At 42.1% G+C, this 20,962-nt stretch carries 22 protein-coding genes; 7 read left to right on the forward strand and 15 right to left on the reverse strand.

Annotated features, from left to right (window positions below; genetic code table 11):
- Positions 1-20 precede the first annotated feature (20 nt).
- Together purU and A7P55_RS06120 are read right to left on the reverse strand one after the other, a co-directional pair.
- On the reverse strand, positions 21-884 hold the full coding sequence (purU, locus tag A7P55_RS06115; protein WP_216077981.1) for a formyltetrahydrofolate deformylase: 864 nt from the start codon (positions 882-884) through the stop codon (positions 21-23).
- Positions 885-972: 88 nt separating this feature from the next.
- The gene (locus A7P55_RS06120) at positions 973-1,671 is read right to left on the reverse strand and encodes a TetR/AcrR family transcriptional regulator (protein WP_004802563.1); all 699 of its coding nucleotides are present in this window, start codon (positions 1,669-1,671) and stop codon (positions 973-975) included.
- Between the two features lie 121 nt (positions 1,672-1,792).
- On the opposite strand from A7P55_RS06120, the gene A7P55_RS06125 reads away from it, so the two are divergent.
- From A7P55_RS06125 to A7P55_RS06140, 4 genes are all read left to right on the forward strand, one after another.
- Positions 1,793-3,247 carry a coniferyl aldehyde dehydrogenase gene (locus A7P55_RS06125; protein WP_151715499.1) on the forward strand — a complete coding sequence of 485 codons (1,455 nt, stop codon included), beginning with the start codon at positions 1,793-1,795 and terminating at the stop codon, positions 3,245-3,247.
- A gap of 168 nt (positions 3,248-3,415) precedes the next feature.
- Entirely contained in the window at positions 3,416-3,652 is a 237-nt protein-coding gene (gene rpmB / locus A7P55_RS06130) for a 50S ribosomal protein L28 (RefSeq protein WP_004649871.1), read from the forward strand.
- A gap of 12 nt (positions 3,653-3,664) precedes the next feature.
- Positions 3,665-3,820 carry a 50S ribosomal protein L33 gene (gene rpmG, locus A7P55_RS06135; RefSeq protein ID WP_003654787.1) on the forward strand — a complete coding sequence of 52 codons (156 nt, stop codon included), beginning with the start codon at positions 3,665-3,667 and terminating at the stop codon, positions 3,818-3,820.
- Between the two features lie 225 nt (positions 3,821-4,045).
- On the forward strand, positions 4,046-5,761 hold the full coding sequence (locus A7P55_RS06140; RefSeq protein ID WP_171551467.1) for a cation:proton antiporter: 1,716 nt from the start codon (positions 4,046-4,048) through the stop codon (positions 5,759-5,761).
- Positions 5,762-5,815: 54 nt separating this feature from the next.
- Here A7P55_RS06140 and A7P55_RS06145 read toward each other — a convergent pair whose 3' ends face one another.
- Both A7P55_RS06145 and A7P55_RS06150 read right to left on the reverse strand, forming a co-directional pair.
- On the reverse strand, positions 5,816-6,094 hold the full coding sequence (locus A7P55_RS06145) for a hypothetical protein (protein ID WP_171551468.1): 279 nt from the start codon (positions 6,092-6,094) through the stop codon (positions 5,816-5,818).
- A gap of 103 nt (positions 6,095-6,197) precedes the next feature.
- Complete coding sequence (locus tag A7P55_RS06150; RefSeq protein WP_171551469.1) at positions 6,198-6,701, reverse strand: DUF6586 family protein; 504 nt, start codon at positions 6,699-6,701, stop codon at positions 6,198-6,200.
- 190 nt (positions 6,702-6,891) lie between these two features.
- On the opposite strand from A7P55_RS06150, the gene A7P55_RS06155 reads away from it, so the two are divergent.
- Positions 6,892-7,236 carry an EF-hand domain-containing protein gene (locus tag A7P55_RS06155; protein ID WP_171551470.1) on the forward strand — a complete coding sequence of 115 codons (345 nt, stop codon included), beginning with the start codon at positions 6,892-6,894 and terminating at the stop codon, positions 7,234-7,236.
- Positions 7,237-7,248: 12 nt separating this feature from the next.
- Here A7P55_RS06155 and A7P55_RS06160 read toward each other — a convergent pair whose 3' ends face one another.
- The 9 genes from A7P55_RS06160 to A7P55_RS06200 form a co-directional block, all read right to left on the reverse strand.
- Positions 7,249-7,611 carry an ASCH domain-containing protein gene (locus tag A7P55_RS06160; protein WP_171551471.1) on the reverse strand — a complete coding sequence of 121 codons (363 nt, stop codon included), beginning with the start codon at positions 7,609-7,611 and terminating at the stop codon, positions 7,249-7,251.
- Positions 7,612-7,617: 6 nt separating this feature from the next.
- Positions 7,618-7,863, reverse strand: a complete 246-nt coding sequence (locus A7P55_RS06165; protein WP_004802550.1) for an RNA-binding protein — start codon at positions 7,861-7,863, stop codon at positions 7,618-7,620.
- A gap of 64 nt (positions 7,864-7,927) precedes the next feature.
- Positions 7,928-9,907 (reverse strand): ATP-dependent helicase, encoded by a 1,980-nt coding sequence (locus tag A7P55_RS06170; RefSeq protein ID WP_171551472.1) that lies wholly within the window; start codon positions 9,905-9,907, stop codon positions 7,928-7,930.
- Positions 9,908-10,026: 119 nt separating this feature from the next.
- Complete coding sequence (locus A7P55_RS06175; RefSeq protein WP_171551473.1) at positions 10,027-10,599, reverse strand: HdeD family acid-resistance protein; 573 nt, start codon at positions 10,597-10,599, stop codon at positions 10,027-10,029.
- 178 nt (positions 10,600-10,777) lie between these two features.
- Positions 10,778-11,563 (reverse strand): hypothetical protein, encoded by a 786-nt coding sequence (locus tag A7P55_RS06180; protein ID WP_171551474.1) that lies wholly within the window; start codon positions 11,561-11,563, stop codon positions 10,778-10,780.
- Between the two features lies 1 nt (position 11,564).
- Positions 11,565-12,392: an NYN domain-containing protein gene (locus A7P55_RS06185; protein ID WP_171551475.1), complete on the reverse strand. Its 828-nt coding sequence runs from the start codon at positions 12,390-12,392 to the stop codon at positions 11,565-11,567.
- A gap of 27 nt (positions 12,393-12,419) precedes the next feature.
- Positions 12,420-15,059 (reverse strand): type I DNA topoisomerase, encoded by a 2,640-nt coding sequence (gene topA / locus A7P55_RS06190; RefSeq protein WP_171551476.1) that lies wholly within the window; start codon positions 15,057-15,059, stop codon positions 12,420-12,422.
- 33 nt (positions 15,060-15,092) lie between these two features.
- Positions 15,093-15,542: a hypothetical protein gene (locus A7P55_RS06195; RefSeq protein WP_004802536.1), complete on the reverse strand. Its 450-nt coding sequence runs from the start codon at positions 15,540-15,542 to the stop codon at positions 15,093-15,095.
- Positions 15,543-15,699: 157 nt separating this feature from the next.
- Positions 15,700-16,062 carry a winged helix-turn-helix transcriptional regulator gene (locus A7P55_RS06200; RefSeq protein ID WP_171551477.1) on the reverse strand — a complete coding sequence of 121 codons (363 nt, stop codon included), beginning with the start codon at positions 16,060-16,062 and terminating at the stop codon, positions 15,700-15,702.
- Between the two features lie 99 nt (positions 16,063-16,161).
- Here A7P55_RS06200 and A7P55_RS06205 point away from each other — a divergent pair, with 99 nt between their 5' ends.
- Positions 16,162-17,172, forward strand: a complete 1,011-nt coding sequence (locus A7P55_RS06205) for a zinc-binding alcohol dehydrogenase family protein (protein ID WP_171551478.1) — start codon at positions 16,162-16,164, stop codon at positions 17,170-17,172.
- A gap of 58 nt (positions 17,173-17,230) precedes the next feature.
- On the opposite strand, the gene A7P55_RS06210 is transcribed toward A7P55_RS06205, so the two are convergent.
- Positions 17,231-17,476 (reverse strand): SlyX family protein, encoded by a 246-nt coding sequence (locus tag A7P55_RS06210; RefSeq protein WP_004656007.1) that lies wholly within the window; start codon positions 17,474-17,476, stop codon positions 17,231-17,233.
- 32 nt (positions 17,477-17,508) lie between these two features.
- Between A7P55_RS06210 and A7P55_RS06215 the strand changes: the two genes are divergently transcribed.
- Positions 17,509-19,410, forward strand: a complete 1,902-nt coding sequence (locus tag A7P55_RS06215) for an ATP-binding cassette domain-containing protein (RefSeq protein ID WP_171551479.1) — start codon at positions 17,509-17,511, stop codon at positions 19,408-19,410.
- A 78-nt stretch (positions 19,411-19,488) separates the two neighbouring features.
- On the opposite strand, the gene A7P55_RS06220 is transcribed toward A7P55_RS06215, so the two are convergent.
- Complete coding sequence (locus tag A7P55_RS06220) at positions 19,489-20,850, reverse strand: MFS transporter (RefSeq protein WP_023270858.1); 1,362 nt, start codon at positions 20,848-20,850, stop codon at positions 19,489-19,491.
- Positions 20,851-20,962 lie beyond the last annotated feature (112 nt).

Consider the following 20,962-nt stretch of genomic DNA (forward strand, 5'->3'; position numbering starts at 1 on the left):
TACTGAAACAATGCGATGATTTAGAACACTACTGTTTTGTTTCCATCCACAATAATACGGTCTTCCAAATGCCATTTCACAGCACGTGCCAATACGTTACGTTCAACGTCTTCGCCTAATTCACGTAACTGCTCTACGTTGTAGTCATGGCTCACACGTTCAACATCTTGTTCAATGATTGGGCCTTGATCAAGATCAGCTGTCACATAGTGTGCGGTTGCACCAATCAGCTTCACCCCTTTCTCATAGGCTTGCTTATATGGGTTTGCTCCCACGAAAGCGGGCAGGAAAGAATGATGAATATTGATGATCTTCATTTCCCACTTGGCAACAAAGTCTTCACTCAAAATCTGCATATAACGCGCCAAGATCAATAGATCATTGCCCTGCATCATTTCATCAATTTGGGCATAAGCTTCAACTTTATTGTCTTTATTGACGGGTACAACATGGAATGGAATACCAAAGTTTTCAACCGATTCACGCAAATCTGGATGGTTTGAGATGACTTGGGTAATTTCACATGGCAATGAACCACGCGCATGACGCCATAACAATTCCAATAAAGCATGGTCCACTTTAGAAACTAAAATACCGACCTTTTTCAACTCACCAACAAAAGTCAGCTTCCATTGCATCTCATAACGTTCAGCAACATTGGCAGCAAAGGTCTGCATCAACGCTTCTTTACGAGACTGCAAATGATCAATCTCAAACTCAACACGCATGAAATAACGCCCGCCTGAAGCTTCTGTTGCGTACTGATCAAGTGCGGTAATGTTTGCTCCCTGATGATACAAAAAGCTCGATACGGCTTGCACGATCCCCGGCTTGTCTTCACAAGTAATCAGTAATCGCGCTGTGTGGGCTGTAGTCGTGTTCATTTGGTTAATATCACTTATTCGAATCAAATTAAAATCAAGCCGAGCATTCTAACCCTTTTTTGCTATTGACTAAATAGCTGCTGACGATCTATTCATCATCATTTTTAAGATTAGACAAACTCGCGAACAAGTCTGATGGTCCAAGTGATTTCAGTAACTGTTCATAGGTTTGGCGACTTTCACCCATTAAATATGGGCCTTCTAAGAACACCATTTGTCGCAAGGCTTGCCAAACCCACTTTTCTTCCAGACGATTGTTATCGCTGATATGGCCCGACATATATAAGAAGTTGGTCCAGTTAGTCAGCACAATCCACAAGTTGATGATCAAAGCTTCAATTTCTGAATCGGTCATTTTCATCAAACCCGCATCCACGAAGGCACGATAAATTCTTTGCCCCTGCTGCATCACCTGTCCAGCAAAACGTGGATAGATTTTTCGGAAGTCTTCATTATTTTCGACCAGATGATAGACATCACGATGAATAAAACGATAGGCCCACAACTGATTGCTGAGTACTTGGAAATAGCTAATTTTATCATTGGCATTTAATGGACGATCTGTTGGCAATGCCAACATTTCCAAGGTTTCAGCCTGATATTGCTGTGCCAGTTCTTTAATAATTTCCTGTTTGTTACGGAAATGATAATACAAGTTGCCTGGGCTAATCCCGAGTTCAGCCGCGATGTGGTTGGTTGTGACCGAACGCTCTCCACGCTCATTAAACAACTGCAAACTGATTTGCAGAATTCGATCTTTTGTTTTATTCGGTTTAGCGTGCGACATTGATTTTAACCATCTATAACATAATCAATAGGTTATAAAACAAACCTATAAAGCGACTTGACACTTTAGAGTATTTACTCTAAAAATTAAAAAATAATAAGCTTTCTTTTGGTCCACTCCTATGAACAGTCAAACAAAAACAACCGCTATGACACCTCATGTTGATGTGAAACGGCTACATGATTTGCTTGAGCAGCAAAAAGCAGCTTACCAACGCCATCCTGTGCCAAGCGCCAAAGAACGTATTGAACGCTTAGCTCGACTTAAAAACATCTTGATAAAGTATCAAGATCAATTTGCTAACGCAATTAGTCAAGATTATGGCAACCGTGCCATTATGGAAACCAAAATTGGCGAAGTTCTGACTTGTCTAGAACATATCAAATACTACAGCAAAAACTTAACTGAATGGATGAAACCATCTAAACGCCATATCAGCATGTTACACCAACCAGCAAAAGGCTGGGTAGAATATCAACCGCTGGGTGTGATTGGAGTGATTGCACCATGGAACTACCCTTTATTACTTTCAGTCGGTCCATTGATCTGTGCTTTGGCTGCGGGTAACCACACCATGATCAAAATTTCGAGTGCTTCTTCAAATTTTGGTTATGTGCTTGAAAATGCCCTTTCTGAAGCATTCCCACAAGAGTTGGTTGCTGTCGTAAATGGTGGTGGCGTTATTTCAGATGCATTCAGTCATCTCGCTTTTGATAAAATGATTTTCACAGGTTCAACCTCTGTCGGTAAAACTGTCATGGCAGCGGCAGCAGAGAATCTTGTTCCAGTGATTTTAGAGCTTGGCGGAAAATCGCCTGCATTGGTTCATTCAGCCATGAATATTCGCGATGTGGCACAACGTATTGCTGTGGGTAAGCTATGGAATGCGGGGCAAACCTGTGTTGCGCCAGACTATATGTTCCTGCCTAAAGGTAAAACAGCAGAGTTCACCAAGCACTACAACGACTTTGTGACCACCATGTACCCAAGCTTGCGTGACAATAAAGACTACACCTCTATTGTGAATGACAAGCAATATAATCGTCTGCAAGGTTATTTAGAGGATGCACGTGACCAAGGTGCAACGATTGTTGAACTAAATGCCAAGAATGAGTCTTTAACTGAAGTTCGTAAGATTGCGCCGACCTTATTAACGGGCGTGACCACTGAAATGGAAATTATGAAGAATGAGATCTTTGGTCCAATTCTGCCTATTTTAGAATACGACCATATCGATGATGCGCTTCAGTTCATTAATAGTCGTCCACGTCCATTAGCTTTCTATTACTTCGATATCGATAGTGCACGAGCAGATTATGTCGCAGGACGTACCCATTCAGGACATTTTGGTATCAACCAAGTTCTTACTCACGTGGCGCAGGATGATCTGCCATTTGGGGGTATTGGTGCATCAGGTATGGGCAAATATCATGGCAAAGAAGGTTTCTTTAGCTTCTCACATGAACGTTCAATGATGTCGAACCCAGTGAGCCCTAAACTTTACAGTTTAAAATTCATCCTACCGCCTTATAATAAAGCAACACATAAACTGCTTTTAAAAACACTATTTCGTTAAGCTGGTTAAGGCATGAGCTATCACACCAGTTCATGCCTTGTTTTTACCAAATTCGCTTGTCTTTTAATCGTATTTTTGGTATAAAACGCCCCTTGAATGATTTCATCCGTTTACTTGAATGGCTAGTTGCACGAAACAGTGCTATATAAACTAGCAATGGAGTTCACCATGTCTAAGGTTTGCCAAGTTACCGGCAAGCGTCCTATCGTTGGTAACAACGTATCGCACGCAAACAACAAAACCAAACGCCGGTTCGAGCCGAACCTGCACCACCACCGTTTTTGGTTAGAAAGCGAAAAGCGTTTTGTACGTCTTCGTCTAACTACTAAAGGTATGCGTATTATTGATAAATTGGGTATTGAGAAAGTTGTTGCTGATCTCCGTGCTCAAGGTCAAAAGATCTAAGGAGTCTGAACAATGCGTGATAAGATTCGCCTCGTTTCTACAGCTGGTACTGGTTATTTCTATACCACTACTAAGAACAAACGTACTATGCCGGAAAAAATGGAAATCAAAAAATTTGATCCAAAAATCCGTCAACACGTAATCTTCAAAGAAGCTAAAATTAAATAATTTTAGCTCTTTAAAAAAACGACTTCACTTGAAGTCGTTTTTTTTGGCCTAAAAAATGGTCATCATAAAAAAGAAAGGAAACGATGGTTTACATGATTTTTTTTGATAAATAAAAAAATTGTCATCAACAAATTCGATTTTACTTGTTACACTTTATTCGCTGTTTTCTTGGCATGTTTTATGCTCATTTATTTTTCCCTTAACCGCAACGATTAAGGAACCGCAATGCCACATGATGTTGATTTAATTATATTACTTGCTGTTGGTTTTGGTATGGCCCTTATTTTTGGCTATATCGCAGCACGTCTACGTCTCCCTCCTTTGATTGGTTATTTAGTTGCAGGCATTATTATTAGTCCAAATACGCCTGGCGTGGTCGGTGATATGCAGCTCGCCAATCAGCTGGCTGAACTCGGGGTAATGTTCCTCATGTTCGGTGTGGGAATGCATTTCTCCCTCAAAGATTTACTGCAAGTACGTCGTATTGCTGTGCCTGGCGCAATTTTGCAGATTGCGGTTGCAACCTTATTGGGGATCGCAGTTTCTATGTTTTGGGGCTGGAGCTTTGGCTCCGCACTAATCTTCGGCTTAAGCTTATCTTGTGCCAGTACCGTTGTTCTGCTCAAGGCATTGGGTGATCGTGGCTTACTGGACTCCGTGAATGGAAAAATTGCTGTCGGCTGGCTCTTAGTTGAAGACCTCGTGATGGTTTTAGCCTTGGTCCTTCTACCCGCAACAGCAGTATTACTCGGTGGACAAGCGCTACCTGGGACAGATACATCGCAAAGCATCTGGATCACGATTGGCATTACCCTGCTCAAAGTGACAGGCTTTATTGCCTTCATGCTGATTATTGGTAAACGACTTGTACCAATGATCATGCAATTCGTGGCACGTTTAGGTTCTCGTGAGCTGTTTACACTCACTGTTGTTGCAGCTGCAGTTTCGATTGCATACGGTTCTTACGCGGTGTTTGGCGTATCAATGGCGCTTGGCGCATTCTTTGCCGGTATGGTGGTAAAAGAGTCCGACTTTAGCCACCGTGCAGAAGAAGAAACTCTGCCATTACGTGAAATTTTCGCGATTTTGTTCTTTGTTTCAGTGGGTATGCTATTTGATCCGAGCATTTTGGTCGAAGAGCCGTTACGTATTCTGGCTGTCGTTGCCATTATCATGGTGGGCAAGACCCTAGCAGCTATGGCTTTGGTATTGTTCTTCCGCTACCCAATCAATACCGCCTTAACCGTAGGCGCAAGTTTGGCGCAAATTGGTGAGTTCTCCTTTATCTTGGCGACACTCGGCTTATCCCTCGGTTTACTCACACCTGATGCACAAAACCTGATTCTTGCAGGGGCACTGTTCTCGATTACCCTGAACTCATTTGTGTTCTCTGCGATTGAACCTGTGCAACGCTGGATTCGTGAGCGCTCGCATTTGGCCCGTATGTTAGAACGTAGTGGTGACCCACTGGCCATGTTGCCAGATGAGGTAGATCAAGCTTATCTACGCGATCAGGTGGTGATTATTGGCTATGGTGGTGTAGGCCGTCGTATCAGTGAAAACCTGATGGAGCAAAACATCAAAGTGGTGATTGCTGAAGAAAATCGTGAAATTGTTGAGAAACTACGTAGCCAAGGCATTGCTGCGGTCAGTGGTGAAGCAACTGAACCCAATGTATTGATTCAGGCACATATTCAACATGCCCGTTTACTGGTCATTTCACCGATGGATATCCTAGATATTCATCGTATCGTGGACATCTCCAAACAACTGAATCCTGAAATTCAGGTGCTTATTTGTGCAGAGAGTAAAGAAGAAGCGGTGGTAATACGCCAAGAAAATATTGGTGAAGTGTTCTACGCCAAAGAAGAAATGGCAAAAAATATGAGCCATCATATTCTCAATCAAATCGAACTGGCGCATCAATCCGAAGCCCACTAAATATGTTCAAAAATAAAAAAGCGTACTTAAAGTACGCTTTTTTATTTTGTGAGATTAACTCAAGTGTGGAGGTTGCTCATCGATGACTTCGGCTTGCCACTCGTTCATCTGCTTTTCTAACAGACCAAACAAAGCTGCTTGAATCATGTGCTGTGCGACAGTTGCTGTTTGATCACCAAGTATGGCTTTGACCTCATCACTAAACTGTATCTTAACTAAAGGCTCATTTTCAGAACCCGCATTGCGCAAAGCCAGCTCACCACCTTCGAGTTGAACCAACTCAAGAACTGCTTCTTGATTACCAAATAATTCTTTTAACTGTTGCATTGACATAAATTTTCTCCATGCTTCAACATGGTGGCAAAGTATTTTGCGCTCACGTCTTATTTATATAAGTACTGTTGGCATAGATTTCAAGTCGCTTTAAACATTCGACCTAGAACTCAACCATTTCATTACGGAAACCATCAATTAAATGACTCAATTCACGATGCCACTCACGTAAAATTTTGGCATCGGGCAACCAAGCCTGCGGGCTTTGGGTTACCTTGATGATCAGGTTTGAGGAAGTCTCATTTTCAGGTTCGGGTGCTGTTGGCTCAGGCGCATATTGACACATACGGTATGCACGCTTTAACTCTGCCACAAAACCCTCTTTGGCCAATTGTTGCAAAACTAAAACCTCAGGTGAAACCTGCCCTTTATCTGCCATATGCTCTTCAATCGATTTAAAGGTCGGCTGTAAATCATTGAGACGGTAATAACGCACTAGTTCCTGCAAGAAAGCTAAAATTGCACCATGCAAATGGAAAACCGCAGCTTCGCGATAAGCCTGTGCTTGCTGAATATGTTCAGTTTGCTCTGCTTGTTGACATGCGAGACGAGCAAAATATAGTTTTTGATTGGTGCGATCAGCATGATAACGAGCAACACGGGACATAATATTTTCCTTCAAGATCCTTTCGCTTGGTTTAGGGGCTATTGAGATTACACCTTACGAGCGATAACGCTGATTGTGCTGCGATCAAAGCAGTGCTTTACTCTTGCTCAGGGGTACAGCTGAAATATCAATAGACCCTACCTAAGATTAAATGCTTTAATGATAAAATCAATATCTTTTGAGCCTACCCATGCGTCATATTCAACAAGCCATACTGAGCTTAATATGCTGTATGGTCATCCCGTCCACTTATAGCTGTGAACCCGCTGGCTTAGATTGGGAAAAGCTCTATACCGATTACGATCTGAATCGTGATCAAATGATTGATCTAAATGAATGGAAAAAACTGATCCAGTTACAAGACCAACCCGTTGCTTGGCAAAAACAGGTCCTTACACTCGATTCCAAAAGAATAAAGATCTTTAAAGCCTTAGATCTTAATCATAATGGTTTGATCGATCAGCAAGAAATGATCAATATCTATCAATATTTTTCGAACCCTTGTCAGGGCTGGGGACAAACATGGGGTAAATAAGGTTGAGACAAGCTAATCGATGCCCAGTTCTAACAAATAGAGCTTTCGCTTGGCAATGACTTGAATCGGTGGATCAATCGGACGAATATTACGAATGACCCAAGCCAAATATCCTTCAGCCCAATACGTTGCACAAGCTGCGTCAACTTCATCAGATTGCCATGGATGCACTGATTCAATATCTACCAGTGCAACGGCAAAACCAACGTCTTCATCCCCATCATTCAAAAGAAAATTTTGATTCTCTACAATCATCAAATCTTTCAATGGCAACATTTCAGGTTGCCATGAGCGAACTTCAAGCGTTTTAATTTTCTTCGCTATTCGCCCAGCATTTGGCGCAACAATTGATAAAGCCGTATATTGCTTTAACATTGATAATTAAGCTTTATCATCCGCAGCTTTGACACGAATGCCCTGGCTTTTTACTTTCAAGGTATTTAAACCTTTAATCGCTTTAATCGCTTCACGCGGGTTTGGCATTTCAACAAAACCGAAACCTTTCGATTTCCCCGTTGCTTCGTCTTTGACCACGACACAAGACTCAACTTTTCCATATGCTTTGAATAAGTCGAGAATTTCCGCATCAGTCACATTACGGTCTAAATTACGAACTAAAATTTTCATGCTAAAACCTAAAAGATGATTCATTGTAGAATCAATGAATCAAAAGAAATTGAATCTGCCTAGTTTAATCGAAATCAATCCCAAAACCTAAATTGATTGCAGCAGCACGAGAACGATTGCTTTGACCATAGCCACGTGGAATATCTCGATGAATCTGAACATCGACTAAATGTTGAGGTAAATCATTGAGGAAGTAACTTTCTATTTTTCTTCCTAACTCATCATATTGCTCTTGTGACCATAAATTTAAATTCTGTTTGGTCAAAATCAATTCATCTTCTGCACGTGTTAAAGCCACATAAAGAACGCGACGTTCTTCTTCGACATCATCAAAATCGCCTTGTGCACGTGCATGAGGATATTGATTTGGAGAAACATGTGGGACATAACAGACTTTTTGTTCAGCACCCTTCGCTGAATGGATGGTAATCAGCGTCACTAAATCCTGGTCAGGCGTTTTATCAATTTCTGAGATCGAAATTGGATCAAGTACATATTCCTCCAAGAACTCCCCAAGAGCACTGTGTTTACGTGCCAATTGCTTGACCAAATCAAAGTCTTTAACACGGCGTGACCAATCTTTAGTTTTATAATTATTTTCCAATTGTTCATTCAACGCATCCAGTGCGAGGCCAATACAAGCTTCGACATGCTGCTGCAATACATCGAGCTGCATCAAAATTAAAATCGCTTGTTGCGGTACTTTGCCATGTCGCTCCAAACGTTGGCAACGGGCTTCGATATCAGGTAGTTGAATCAGTTCTTGCGCCAACTTACTGGCACCCACATCACCCACGCCATCCCAAAGCGTCAGGAAACGCATCCAGGCTAAATCATCCTGTGGGTTAACACTGACCCGAAGTAAGCTCAATACATCTTTAACATGTGCAGACTCAAGCAGTTTTACCCCACCAACAAAACGATAAGGAATATTGGCTGTAATCAAAGCACCTTCCAAATAACGTCCACTAAAACCTGAGCGCAGCAACACCATATGTTCTGCCCAAGCCGCACCTTGCATATGACGACGATTCAAATCCTGAATAATCCAATTGGCTTCTTCAAACTCATTACTCAAGATATGCAGTTGTGGCTTTAAACCTTTGCCCCGATAAGCCTGTAGATGCTTATCATATTCAATTTGGCTCTGCTCCAGCAGCCAATTGGATAAATCTAAAATACCTTGGGTCGAACGATAATTCATTTCCAAAGTCAACACTTCGGCATCGGGTACACGTTCTTTAAAATGATGAATATTTTCAAAATCTGCACCACGAAAGCCATAAATGGATTGTGCATCATCCCCTACGCAAAATAGTTTCACTTTGCCAACTAAAGGCTGAAGCAAAGCCCATTGCAGTGGATTGGTATCCTGCATTTCATCAACCAATAAGGCAGAACAAAAACCAGTGACCCATTTCACTAGCTCTGGCGAACTTTGCAAATGCACGGCAACAATAGACAGGATGTCATCATAATCCAGAAAATTGCGTTCTTGTTTGCGTTGCTCATAGGCTTTCATCAATTCAGCAATTTGAGCTTTATACTCCACCGCTTGGGGTAACTGCTCAACCAATGCATCCGACAATTTGGTTTTGGTATTCCGCGCATAAGAATACAGATCGCATAACTCCGCAGCCTTCGGCAAGACATTGCCCTTATCTTTACCACGCAATAGGCGGAACATCAGCAACTGATCATCTCGATCAATAATACTGAACTGGGTCAAACCAAAAGCGCGTGGGTTACGGCGCAATAGATACATACAAAAAGTATGAAAGGTTGATGCGCGTAAGCCCTTGGCCTGTGCCCCCATATGCTGCTCAACACGTGTCACAATTTCACTTGCTGAACGTCGGGTAAAGGTCAGAATCTGAATTTGTTGTGCAGCTAAACCTTGATCAATTAAGTATGCTGCTCTTGCCACGATGGTTTTGGTTTTACCACAACCGGCTCCAGCCAAGACCAGACAATTTTGTGCTGTCGTTGTGGCTGCTTGTTTTTGTTGTGGATTCAGTTCATCAATTAGCTTGGCAAGCGTCATACAATCGGTCAATTAAAAACGAAATGCTATTTTAGCAGACTCAAGCCATTGAAATGTTTCCGACTACAAAAACAAAAAGAGCATGTAGAATACATGCTCTCGCTCTCAGCCTTGACCCGTTAGACTGTAGTTGCGCTATGTGGTAACTGCTTAATTGCACCAGCAAAAGTTAAGTAATTAATGCCTTGGAACAAAATATCAATCGAAAGGAACATCCCCAATACCCAGAACGGCGAATCAGGTGATGACAGGATCAGAATCCCGGTGAATAGGGTTAATATGCCTGAAAACAGCACCCATCCCCAGCCTGAAATTGGTCTAAGGATAAAGGCGTTCACGGTACGGATAATCCCTGCAATAATTAAGGCAACCGCCAAGAAACTGGTGAGCACCACCGCGGTAATCACGGGTGTGGTAAACGCAAAGTAACCTGCTGCCAGATACAGCACACCAAACAAGGCCCACAACCAACGTGTGCCGCCTTTAAACACCATAAATGCGGCAACAAAATGCAAGATACCCCCCAACATCATCAACACACCGAACAACAACACGGCAGATAATGTTGCAAATGGTAAAGCCGCTAAAAGAACAAGGCCAAAAATAACCAATAACACGCCCAATAACAAATACCATTTACGATCAGCATGCAGCTGATTGCGAATCAGATCGTTACCCACTGTTTTCATCATTATTTACTCTTTTATCATCAATGTTATATCTCTATATTGATCGCGTTTTTCACTGAGTTCTGTATAAGGCATGTTGAAAATTAATGACGGAATGTCAGAAAATGGATGTTTTCTTTGATCTTTTTAAGTTGTGTCATTATTTTTTAAAGATATGGATAAGTCGGAACTTATCCACAATTTATTTGATCCAACCTATTTCTTGTGCGGTCAAGACACTGATTACTGTTTGTTCTAAATCGTTGGGCATTTTACTTTTGTGTTCGGACAATGGAATCCGTCCACCCATAATTTCAGCTTCGGTTTGCGGATACAGCGGCTGTTTATCTGCCTGTGCATAGCCAATCGGGAAAATAGGTTCACCATTGGCTAAGTTATATTTATCGGTCGCGCCAAAACCATGTAATAACTCATGTACCAATACCACATTGTTTTGCTGTGTCTGTTTAGCTGAGGCAAACAGATTGACTGAACCAATGCGTCCACGTTCCAGTGCAGTTGAGTGCTTGAGTTCCCGACTTTGCTTCGGATCATAGAAATTCAGATATAGAGTTAAACTCGGTGAACCATCAATCGATTGATGCTGCTTCCATGCATAAAATCGAAACTTTAGACTCCATAGAATATTATTCAGAATATTTGACTGCTCAGACATCTTCGGCGGTGCTTGCTGCAGTTCCCGCCCAATCTCGATCATAAAGTAACTGCTTTGCCCTCGATATTGCTGGCTATTTTTTTCCAGATAGTGCTTCACCTCAGCAAAATCATCTTGCTGTAATTGTTGAATATACTGCTGTGTTGTAGGCAAACTATCAGCATTAATCGGATGCAACAGCACATTAATCGGCTGATTCCAATCCTGATTTTGATCACGATAAGCATTGATCGCAACGATCAACAACACCAGTAGTAAGCAAGCGACTCGGATATTTTTCCAAAATGATTTTTTTTGAGAGGCTTTAGCCATTTCATGTACCCGTTTTCTTCTTCTTTTTTAAATACATCTGACTATCCTCTATTTTTGTTTCAAAGAGGTTTAGCATCTTAATTAAACCAGATAGTTTTGCACGCCCATAATTTCTAGAATCAAAATCTGGTTTAACAGCCGTAATATATTGTCCAACTATTGATAAGTTAGCCCAACCATTATCTTCAGTATTATCTTTCACAGCTTTATAAATTAGGTTTAAAGTAGCTCGATCAATGACAGAAACATCTCTTTTTTCATCAGAGTTAGTGATTATTCCAGTAGGAATAACTTCTTCTTTTTGAATATTATTCTGCTTGTTGTTTTGTCTAACGATTAAATCAGAAGTTTCCAAACTAGCTTCAGTATTACTTCCAACACGTTCCTGCTCATCAACTAAATTTTCTACATAAATAAATTTATCACATGCTCGAATAAATGCCTCTGGGGTTTTACTACGTCCAAAACCATATACTATTAAGCCACTTTCGCGAATTCTTGAAGCTAAGGGCGTAAAGTCACTATCACTGGATACAATACAAAAACCATCTAATGCACCACTATATAGCAAGTCCATTGCATCAATGATAAGGATCATATCCGTAGCATCTTTACCTTTTGTATAGGCAAATTGCTGTACTGGTGTTATGGCATGAGGTAACAATACATCACGCCATTTTTTTAAAGTATCACTACTCCAGTCACCATAAACCCTTTTTACACTTGCAATACCATACTTTGCAACTTCCTCTAGAACTGATTCGATTGAGTTCACCGAGGAATTATCCGCATCAATAAGCACTGCAAGTTTTTTAGGTTTTAAGTCCATTTACTTAACCTTTGGTCAAAAGATTATTTAGCCTTCAACCCATTTCCCATCTTGGAACACCAGACTCCACTTGGTTTGTTTCCCTTCAGCGGTCTCAGAACCCACATATTGTGCTTGGTTCTTACGGCTAAATTTCACTACCGTTGGATTGCCTTCAGGATCGACATCTGGTGCTTCTAACAAGAACTGGTATTTCGGATCAAGCTGCTCAGCAACACTGCGTAATTCAGCGACTTTCGGTGCACGCGTCTCACGAATTTTAGGGAATTTGCTGGCAGCCAAGAACAAACCAGCCGCACCATCACGTAATACAAAGAAGTCATCGTGTTTGGCTGAACGTAGATGTTCCATTTTGATTGGATCAACACGCGGCGGCGCGGGTTGACCGCTCTTTAATACTTTACGGGTATTGTCACAGCTTGAGCAGGCAAAGTAAGGACCAAAACGACCTGTCTTTAACTGCATTTCGCCATCACATTTATCACATGGAATGGTTGGACCGTCATAGCCCTTGATCTTGAACTCGCCTTCCTCGACTTCGTAACCATCACAATCTGGGTTATTACCACAGACATGCAATTTACGACCACCATCGACCACATAACTGTCCATTGCTGTACCGCATTTAGGACAACGGTGTTTCGACATCAAATCAGCAGTTTCAGCACCATCATCATCCGACAAAGCCGCCAAAGACTCGACTGGTGTTAAGTTGAGTGTGCCTTTACAACGTTCTTTCGGTGGCAGGTTATAACCTGAACATCCTAAGAATACACCCGTTGTTCCAGTACGAACTTGCATTGGGCGCGAACATTCAGGACAAGATACATCCGCCACTTCGACAGGCTGATTACGGCGCATGCCGCTTTCACCCTGCGCATTGGTCAAACGTTTCTTGAAATCGCCATAGAAGGTATCCAGTAACTCTTTCCAGTTCCGTTCACCCATTGCAACACGGTCTAATTGACCTTCTAAATCAGCGGTAAAAGCATAATTCATCAGGTTATTAAAACTTTCATCCAAACGGTCTGTAACAATCTCACCCATCTTCTCTGCAAAGAGACGACGGTTTTCGAGCTTCACATAACCACGTTCTTGAATGGTCGAAATAATTGCAGCATAAGTCGATGGACGACCAATCCCTTTCTTCTCTAATTCTTTTACCAAAGACGCTTCAGTAAAGCGTGCAGGCGGCTTGGTAAAATGCTGACTCGGATCAAGTTTTTCTAACTTAAGCACTTCACCAACTTTCACCGCAGGCAATAAAATATCATCATCAGATTTATTGGCACCACGAACACGGGTAAAACCATCAAATACCAGTGTGCGGCCTTTCGCCTTTAACTCAACATTTGACGCTTCAACAGTCAACGTCGAAGATAAATATTCTGCAGGTGTCATTTGACAAGCAACAAATTGACGCCAAATCAAATCATATAAACGCTGTGCATCACGCTCTACGCCCGCAAGTTTATCGCCAGTCAAACCAACATCTGAAGGACGAATCGCTTCATGGGCCTCTTGTGCACCCGCTTTATTGCCATAGCGATTTGGCTTGGCAGGGACGTATTTTTCACCAAAATTTTGTTGAATATGGTTACGCACCATATTCACAGCGTCATCACTCAAAAAGGTAGAGTCTGTACGCATATAGGTAATAAAACCACCTTCATACAAACGCTGCGCCAGCATCATGGTTTTCTTCACAGAAAAACCTAAACGCGTACTCGCCGCTTGTTGTAAGGTTGAAGTGATATACGGGGCGCTCGGATTAACTTTGGTTGGTTTATCTTCACGCAACGCCACTTTATATTCAGCATCTTTCAATACACTGAGTAAGGCATCAGTTTCGGCTTTATTTTTAAGCTTAAGTGTTTTACCTGCTTGCTTAACCGCTTCTAAGCGAATGTCTTCTTTCTTTGAAATGGTATCTGCAAAAACTTGCCAGTATTCTTCTGGAATAAATGCACGGATTTCACGTTCACGTTCAACCACTAGTTTTACAGCAACGGACTGCACGCGTCCTGCCGATAGACCACGGGCAATCTTTTCCCAGAGTAATGGCGACACCATAAAGCCAACCACACGGTCGAGGAAACGACGCGCCTGTTGAGCATTAACACGGTTCAAATCAAGTCGTGTTGGCTGTTTAAATGCTTCTTGAATAGCATTCTTGGTAATTTCGTTAAAGACCACACGATGGTAGCGACTATCATCCCCACCAATGACTTCTCTCAAATGCCAAGCAATCGCTTCCCCTTCTCTATCCAAGTCCGTTGCGAGATAGATTGCATCTGCATCTTTGGCGAGTTTTTTCAGTTCGGCAACCACATGTTCTTTGCCCGGAAGCACTTCATAGTGTGCAATCCAATCATGCTCTGGATCGACACCCATACGATTGATCAGTGCAGACTGTGCTTTTTCGGCTTTCTGTTGATCCGTTAATTTGGCACGGGTTGCGGGCTTCTTTTCAGTGGATTTCGCCCCGCCTCCTGTCGGTAAATCACGCACATGACCGACAGATGACTTCACCACATATTGTGAACCCAAATATTTATTAATTGTTTTCGCTTTTGCAGGCGACTCCACAATCACTAAGGCACGTTTCTTTGCAGCAGATGCGGAAGCTGCTGTGCTTTCTGAAGCAGAGCGTGGAGTATTCGCCATAATAAATCGTTTTTCCTATGATCAATCAGAGAGTTAGCGCTGTGCTAAATCATGTAAATAAGCTTTTATCTGTTCAAGCTGTGTGGCTCTTAGGTCAGTTTCTTCATCCCAATACAGTCCGACACAGTTTGCCTGCATATCAATAGCATAAACTCCTTTTAATGCAATGGTTAAATCATTAAATTTCTGATCCCCTTGCACAACCTGAAGCTTGCCATCCACCACCCGCGCGCGCATTAACGCCAAGCGAGCATCTGGAATCAGCACACTATAATAAGCCACCATACTGGCACGTTTTTCCGATGCCATTGGAATCTTGGTCCATTCTGGCGCAACAATTAAACGCGGATGCAATCCCATTTTGCGCGCCTGATCACGCATCATACCCAATGCCTTTTCTCGTGGACTGACACGCAAGCCAAAAATCGAGCCAAGTACAAACAGTACAATCGCAACCGTGATCCAAATTCCAATATTACTCATAAAGTAGCCCAAAACTTTCTTTTATTAGCGTTACATAAGTTGAATCCAAAAGGCAAGTTTCAACGTAAAAAATAATCTTGTATTCAACTGTACCCTTTAAAGCACCCCTTTTCAGACTCTCAAAAGCATAATGCCAAATGCTTTTAACCCACTTACTTTATTCAACTAGGGTTAATTTTCCGAATTGATCAAGATGTGTATCGCCCCAATTCTTTAATGCAACAATAATCTGTTCCAGACTACGACCTAAATCAGTTAAACAATATTCAACTTTTGGAGGAACCTGAGGATAGACCTCTCGATGCAGAATGCCATCTTGTTCTAATTCGCGTAGCTGATTGGTGAGCATTCTCTGGGTAATATTTGGTATACGCTTACGAATTTCATTAAATCGCAAGGTGCCCTCATTCAATAAATGCCAAAGAATGACACATTTCCATTTACCATCAATCAGACTGATCGCAGCTTCAACTGAACAGCCAGGGGAGCAATCAAAACTCGAATGTCGCATTTTTGCCATTTTACAGTATCCTTTTTGACACTATGAGCGTTATTTGTCTGTAGTCACTAAAATTAAGCTTAAGTTATGCTGAGATTCCAATCAAGTGGAAGCAAAACCATGAAAGCTGTGGCATATCAAAAGGCAGGTGCAATTCATTTAGACGATGCGCTTGTAGACATTGAGATCGACTCACCTGTTGCACATGGACATGATTTACTCGTTCGTGTGCAAGCTGTTTCAGTCAATCCAGTCGATACCAAAATCCGAAACAATAAAAGCGCAGAAGATCATAAATGGAAAATTCTGGGCTGGGATGCGGTTGGTGTTGTTGAGGCGATTGGTGAACACGTCACTCAATTCAAAATTGGTGACCACGTCTGGTATGCAGGTGCACTCAACCGATCAGGCAGTAATAGTGAATTACAATTGGTTGACGAGCGTATTGTCGGACATAAACCCAAGTCACTCGATGCTAGCGAAGCGGCAGCGCTCCCTTTAACCGCAATTACCGCATGGGAAATGCTGTTTGATCGATTACAAGTTCCGCGAGCTGCGGCTCAGAACACTTCGATCCTCGTCATTGGTGGTGCTGGTGGGGTGGGTTCAATCACCATTCAATTGCTCAAACAATTAACCAATTTAACCGTTATTAGTACCGCATCTCGACCAGAGACTTCTGAATGGGTAAAACAGCTGGGTGCTGATTATGTCTTAGACCATCGCCAAGCTTTAGCCCCACAAATTCAGCAGCTCGGCTTAAATGCGCCTTTATATGTGTTTTCAACCACACAAACCGATCAGCATCTCGCTGATATTGCAGAACTGATCGCAGCACAAGGCCATTTCGGTTTAATTGATGACCCTGAGCAACTTGACATTAAGCCCTTTAAATCAAAGTCTGTTTCGGTTCACTGGGAGTTTATGTTCACGCGCTCTATGTACCAGACTGAAGATATGATCCAACAGAGCCAACTTTTGAATCAAGTTGCAAGCTTAGTTGACGAGGGAAAGATTAAAACCACAGTGAGTCAGGTACTTTCGCCAATCAATGCAGAAAACCTAAAACGTGTACACCAACAAATTGAAAGTGGCACGACCAAAGGAAAAATTGTCCTGCATGGTTTTTAAATGCAATTATGCAACCTAGATCTTGCAGTCATGCCACTCAGCATTGCTGCAAGATTTATTAATAATGCGGTGGTTTATCATTTATCGGATCAAAAGCTGCAATTCCTTCGGATAAATCTGAAGATTCAACCCGACGATATAAAAATTGCATTTGTTTTTTTAAATCAGCAATTTCCTGCGTTTGAATTGCCAGTTGCTGATTCAATTGTTCAACTAAATCATCTAAAAATGCAATTCGGACTTGCAAATCTTCAATGGGTGCGGAGAATGACGCGTGATTATCAAAATTTTGTGGTTTAGTCATTTCAGACCTCATCTGAACTTTTAGGAAACATTATGGCCTATATTACTTTAAGGGATGTCCATCTCGCATTTGGCGGACCTGCCTTACTCGACGGCGCGAACTTTAACCTGGAACGTGGCGAGCGAGTCTGTTTAATTGGTCGTAATGGCGAAGGTAAGTCTACTTTATTAAAACTGATTGAGGGAAGCTTGTTACCCGATAACGGTGAAGTTTCGATTCAAAATGGTTTAACTGTTTCAATGTTAGCCCAAGATGTCCCGATGGACTCGGGCAAAGTTGCAGATATCGTTGCCGATGGTGCAGGCGAAGCTGCCGCTGTCTTGAAAGAATACCACGAAGCAAGTGATGCCTGTGTCTTAGGTGATATGGATGCTTGCGACCGCATGGGCATGCTACAGCACAAACTCGATCAGTTGGATGGTTGGGCATTAGAAAACAAGGTCAACTCAATTCTGAGTAAAATGGGACTTGATCCCAATGCTGATCTAGCTGATCTCTCTGGTGGTCGTAAACGTCGTGTACTCTTGGCACGTGCCCTACTGACTCAACCAGATGTGTTGTTACTGGACGAACCAACCAACCATTTGGATGTGGAAAGTATCGAATGGCTAGAAAAGTTCCTGCTCGATCAAAACAATCTGACTTTATTGTTTATTTCGCATGACCGCTCATTTGTCGACAGTATCGCCACCCGTATCGTCGAGCTAGATCGTGGTATTTTACGTGGCTACGAAGGTAATTATTCGCGCTATCTCGAACTGAAAGCGCAGCAAATGGAAGCTGAAGAAAAACAAAATGCTTTATTTGATAAAAAGTTAGCGGAAGAAGAGGCTTGGATTCGTCAAGGCATTAAAGCGCGCCGTACCCGTAACGAGGGTCGTGTCCGTGCTTTAAAAGACTTACGTGAACAATCTAAAGCACGTCGTTCACAACAAGGCAAAGTCAGCATGGCAACGCAAGAAGCCAACCGCTCTGGTAAGATGGTGTTCGAGATTGAAAACTTAAGTGTCGGCTACGACAACAAAGTTCTGATTAATGATTTCTCTGCAATCGTGTTACGTGGCGACCGTATCGGTTTAGTCGGTGACAACGGTGTCGGTAAAACCACCTTGATCAAAGCCATTTTAGGCGAGATCGAACACGGCGGGACAGTGAAAACTGGTACGCAGCTAGAAGTTGCCTATTTTGATCAGTTGCGTAATGCACTCGACTTGGAAAAAACCGTGATGGCCAACGTGTCTGAAGGTTCCGACTTTGTTGATGTGAATGGTAACCGTCGTCATATCTATAGTTATCTGCAAGACTTTTTATTCTCACCAGAACGTGCCCGTACACCGGTTAAAGCTTTATCAGGCGGTGAGAGAAACCGTATTCTGTTAGCAAAACTGTTACTCAAGCCATCAAACTTGATCGTGATGGATGAGCCAACCAATGACTTGGATATGGTGACACTTGAGTTGCTTGAAGAAATGCTGTCTGACTACAAAGGCACGTTGTTACTGATCTCACATGACCGTGCTTTCATGGACAATGTCGTGACTTCAACTTGGGTGTTTGATGGTAAAGGTCAGATTGATGAATACATCGGTGGCTATCAAGATTACTTGGAACAGCGCCCTGACCAAAAAGTGGTTGACCAAAAAAGTGATGTAAAAAAAGCGCAAGCCAAAGCTGAAGCAGCGGCTGCCGCAGCAGCACCGAAAAAAGTGAAGCTCAGTTATAAAGATCAGCGTGAGCTTGAACAACTGCCTGCTGAAATTGAAAAACTGGAAACTGAACAAGCAGCATTATCAGAAAAATTGGCGGATGGCTCATGGTTTGTTTCAGATGCCAATGCTGCAACTGCAGCCAGCCAACGTTTAGCAGAAATTGAAGAATTGCTGTTGGAAAAGCTAGAGCGCTGGGACATTTTAGAAAATATGTCGAAAGGCTAAATATGCGTAGATAAAAGGCTCCTAATGGAGCCTTTTTCTTATTCAGTATCATGTAAAATCCAATCGAATAGACTGCATTTATCGTAGCTCTTTTGAAGCCGTATAAGTCTTTATTTCATCAACTTCGGATGCCTCGACCAAAGATAGATTCTTGGTTTCAGGGGCCCATAAAATCGAAATAATAGTTCCAAACACAAGAATACACACCAGTATTAGCATCGTGGCAGTCATGCCGATCTGCAACAGACTGATCGGAAGAATAAAGGTACTTGCTGCCGAACCAAAGCGACTCACCGCTGTGGCGATCCCAATCCCACTAGAACGCACTTCGGTCGGAAAACTTTCTGCGGGAAAAACACCAACTAAATTACTCACTGCAGATAAAATCATCGTAAAAGCAGCGAACAAGAGTACCAAGGCCCAATTCAAACTTGCAGGCAATATTGTAATCAACAACAAACTGACTGAAAGCAGCACAAAGGCATAGATTAAAAAACCGCGGCGGGAAAATTTGTAGGTACAGTAAATACCGATCACGGCACCGAGTAGCAGCATCAAATTGAGGATCGTTTCAGTGGTGAAATCATTAGATAACTGCATTAACTCTAAAATCATCGGCAGAAAGGTATAGATTGCAAAATACGGCATCACAATGCAGGTGAAAAAGATGCAGTTAAACAAGGTCCGTTTAAGGTATTTTTGACTAAACAATAATTTAATACTGGAGAAATTATTTTGCTGTGCCACCTGATCTGTTTCACTCTCAATCGTGACATGTGCTCCAAAATATTTATGCACAATGGCTTGCGCTTCTTCTTTTCGTCCATGTTGCATCAACCACCGCGGCGATTCAGGTGTGCCGATTCGCGCAATTAAAATAATTGCAGCAGGGATAGCTGTCGAGGCGAGTAAATAACGCCATGTGTCAGGTCCAAGATCTAAATCAATTACAAATTTTGCAATGAATGTTGCCAATACATAGCCAAATGTCCACACCACACTAAATGAGCCTAAAATTGCACCACGACTTTGTTTAGGTAAAAATTCCGCCAACAATGCATGTCCAACGGTATAGTCCCCACCCAGCCCAATCCCCATGAGCACGCGACACAGAAACAGTTCTAAAGGCGTAGAAGCATAGAACTGGGCAATCGAACCAATCAGAACTAAAATGAAGCTAATACAAAAGATCTTCTGCCGACCTAATTTATCTGAAATAAATCCAAAAAATAAACTTCCGACAAATAACCCAATTAGAACAGCACTTCCGATTGCCCCCTGCCAAAAGGAATCTAGCTGCATCAGTGGGGTAATTAAAGTGAAAACCATTCCAATCAAACCAATGATATAACCATCGGTTAAATGTGCGCCGAAAGTTAAAGCCGTTATTTTCAAATGAAATTTGTTCAATGGCACATTATCAATATTTACGGTATTCATATACGCTCCCATTCCATGGAGTAAAATTGAATAATTCTTCTATCCAAACATTTAAAAAGTGATGCTGACTCCAGCAAAGCTAGATCCCAATCCAATTCGATTGAGTTCTAGC

The organism is Acinetobacter sp. Ac_5812, from assembly GCF_013072695.1.
GTDB lineage: Bacteria > Pseudomonadota > Gammaproteobacteria > Pseudomonadales > Moraxellaceae > Acinetobacter.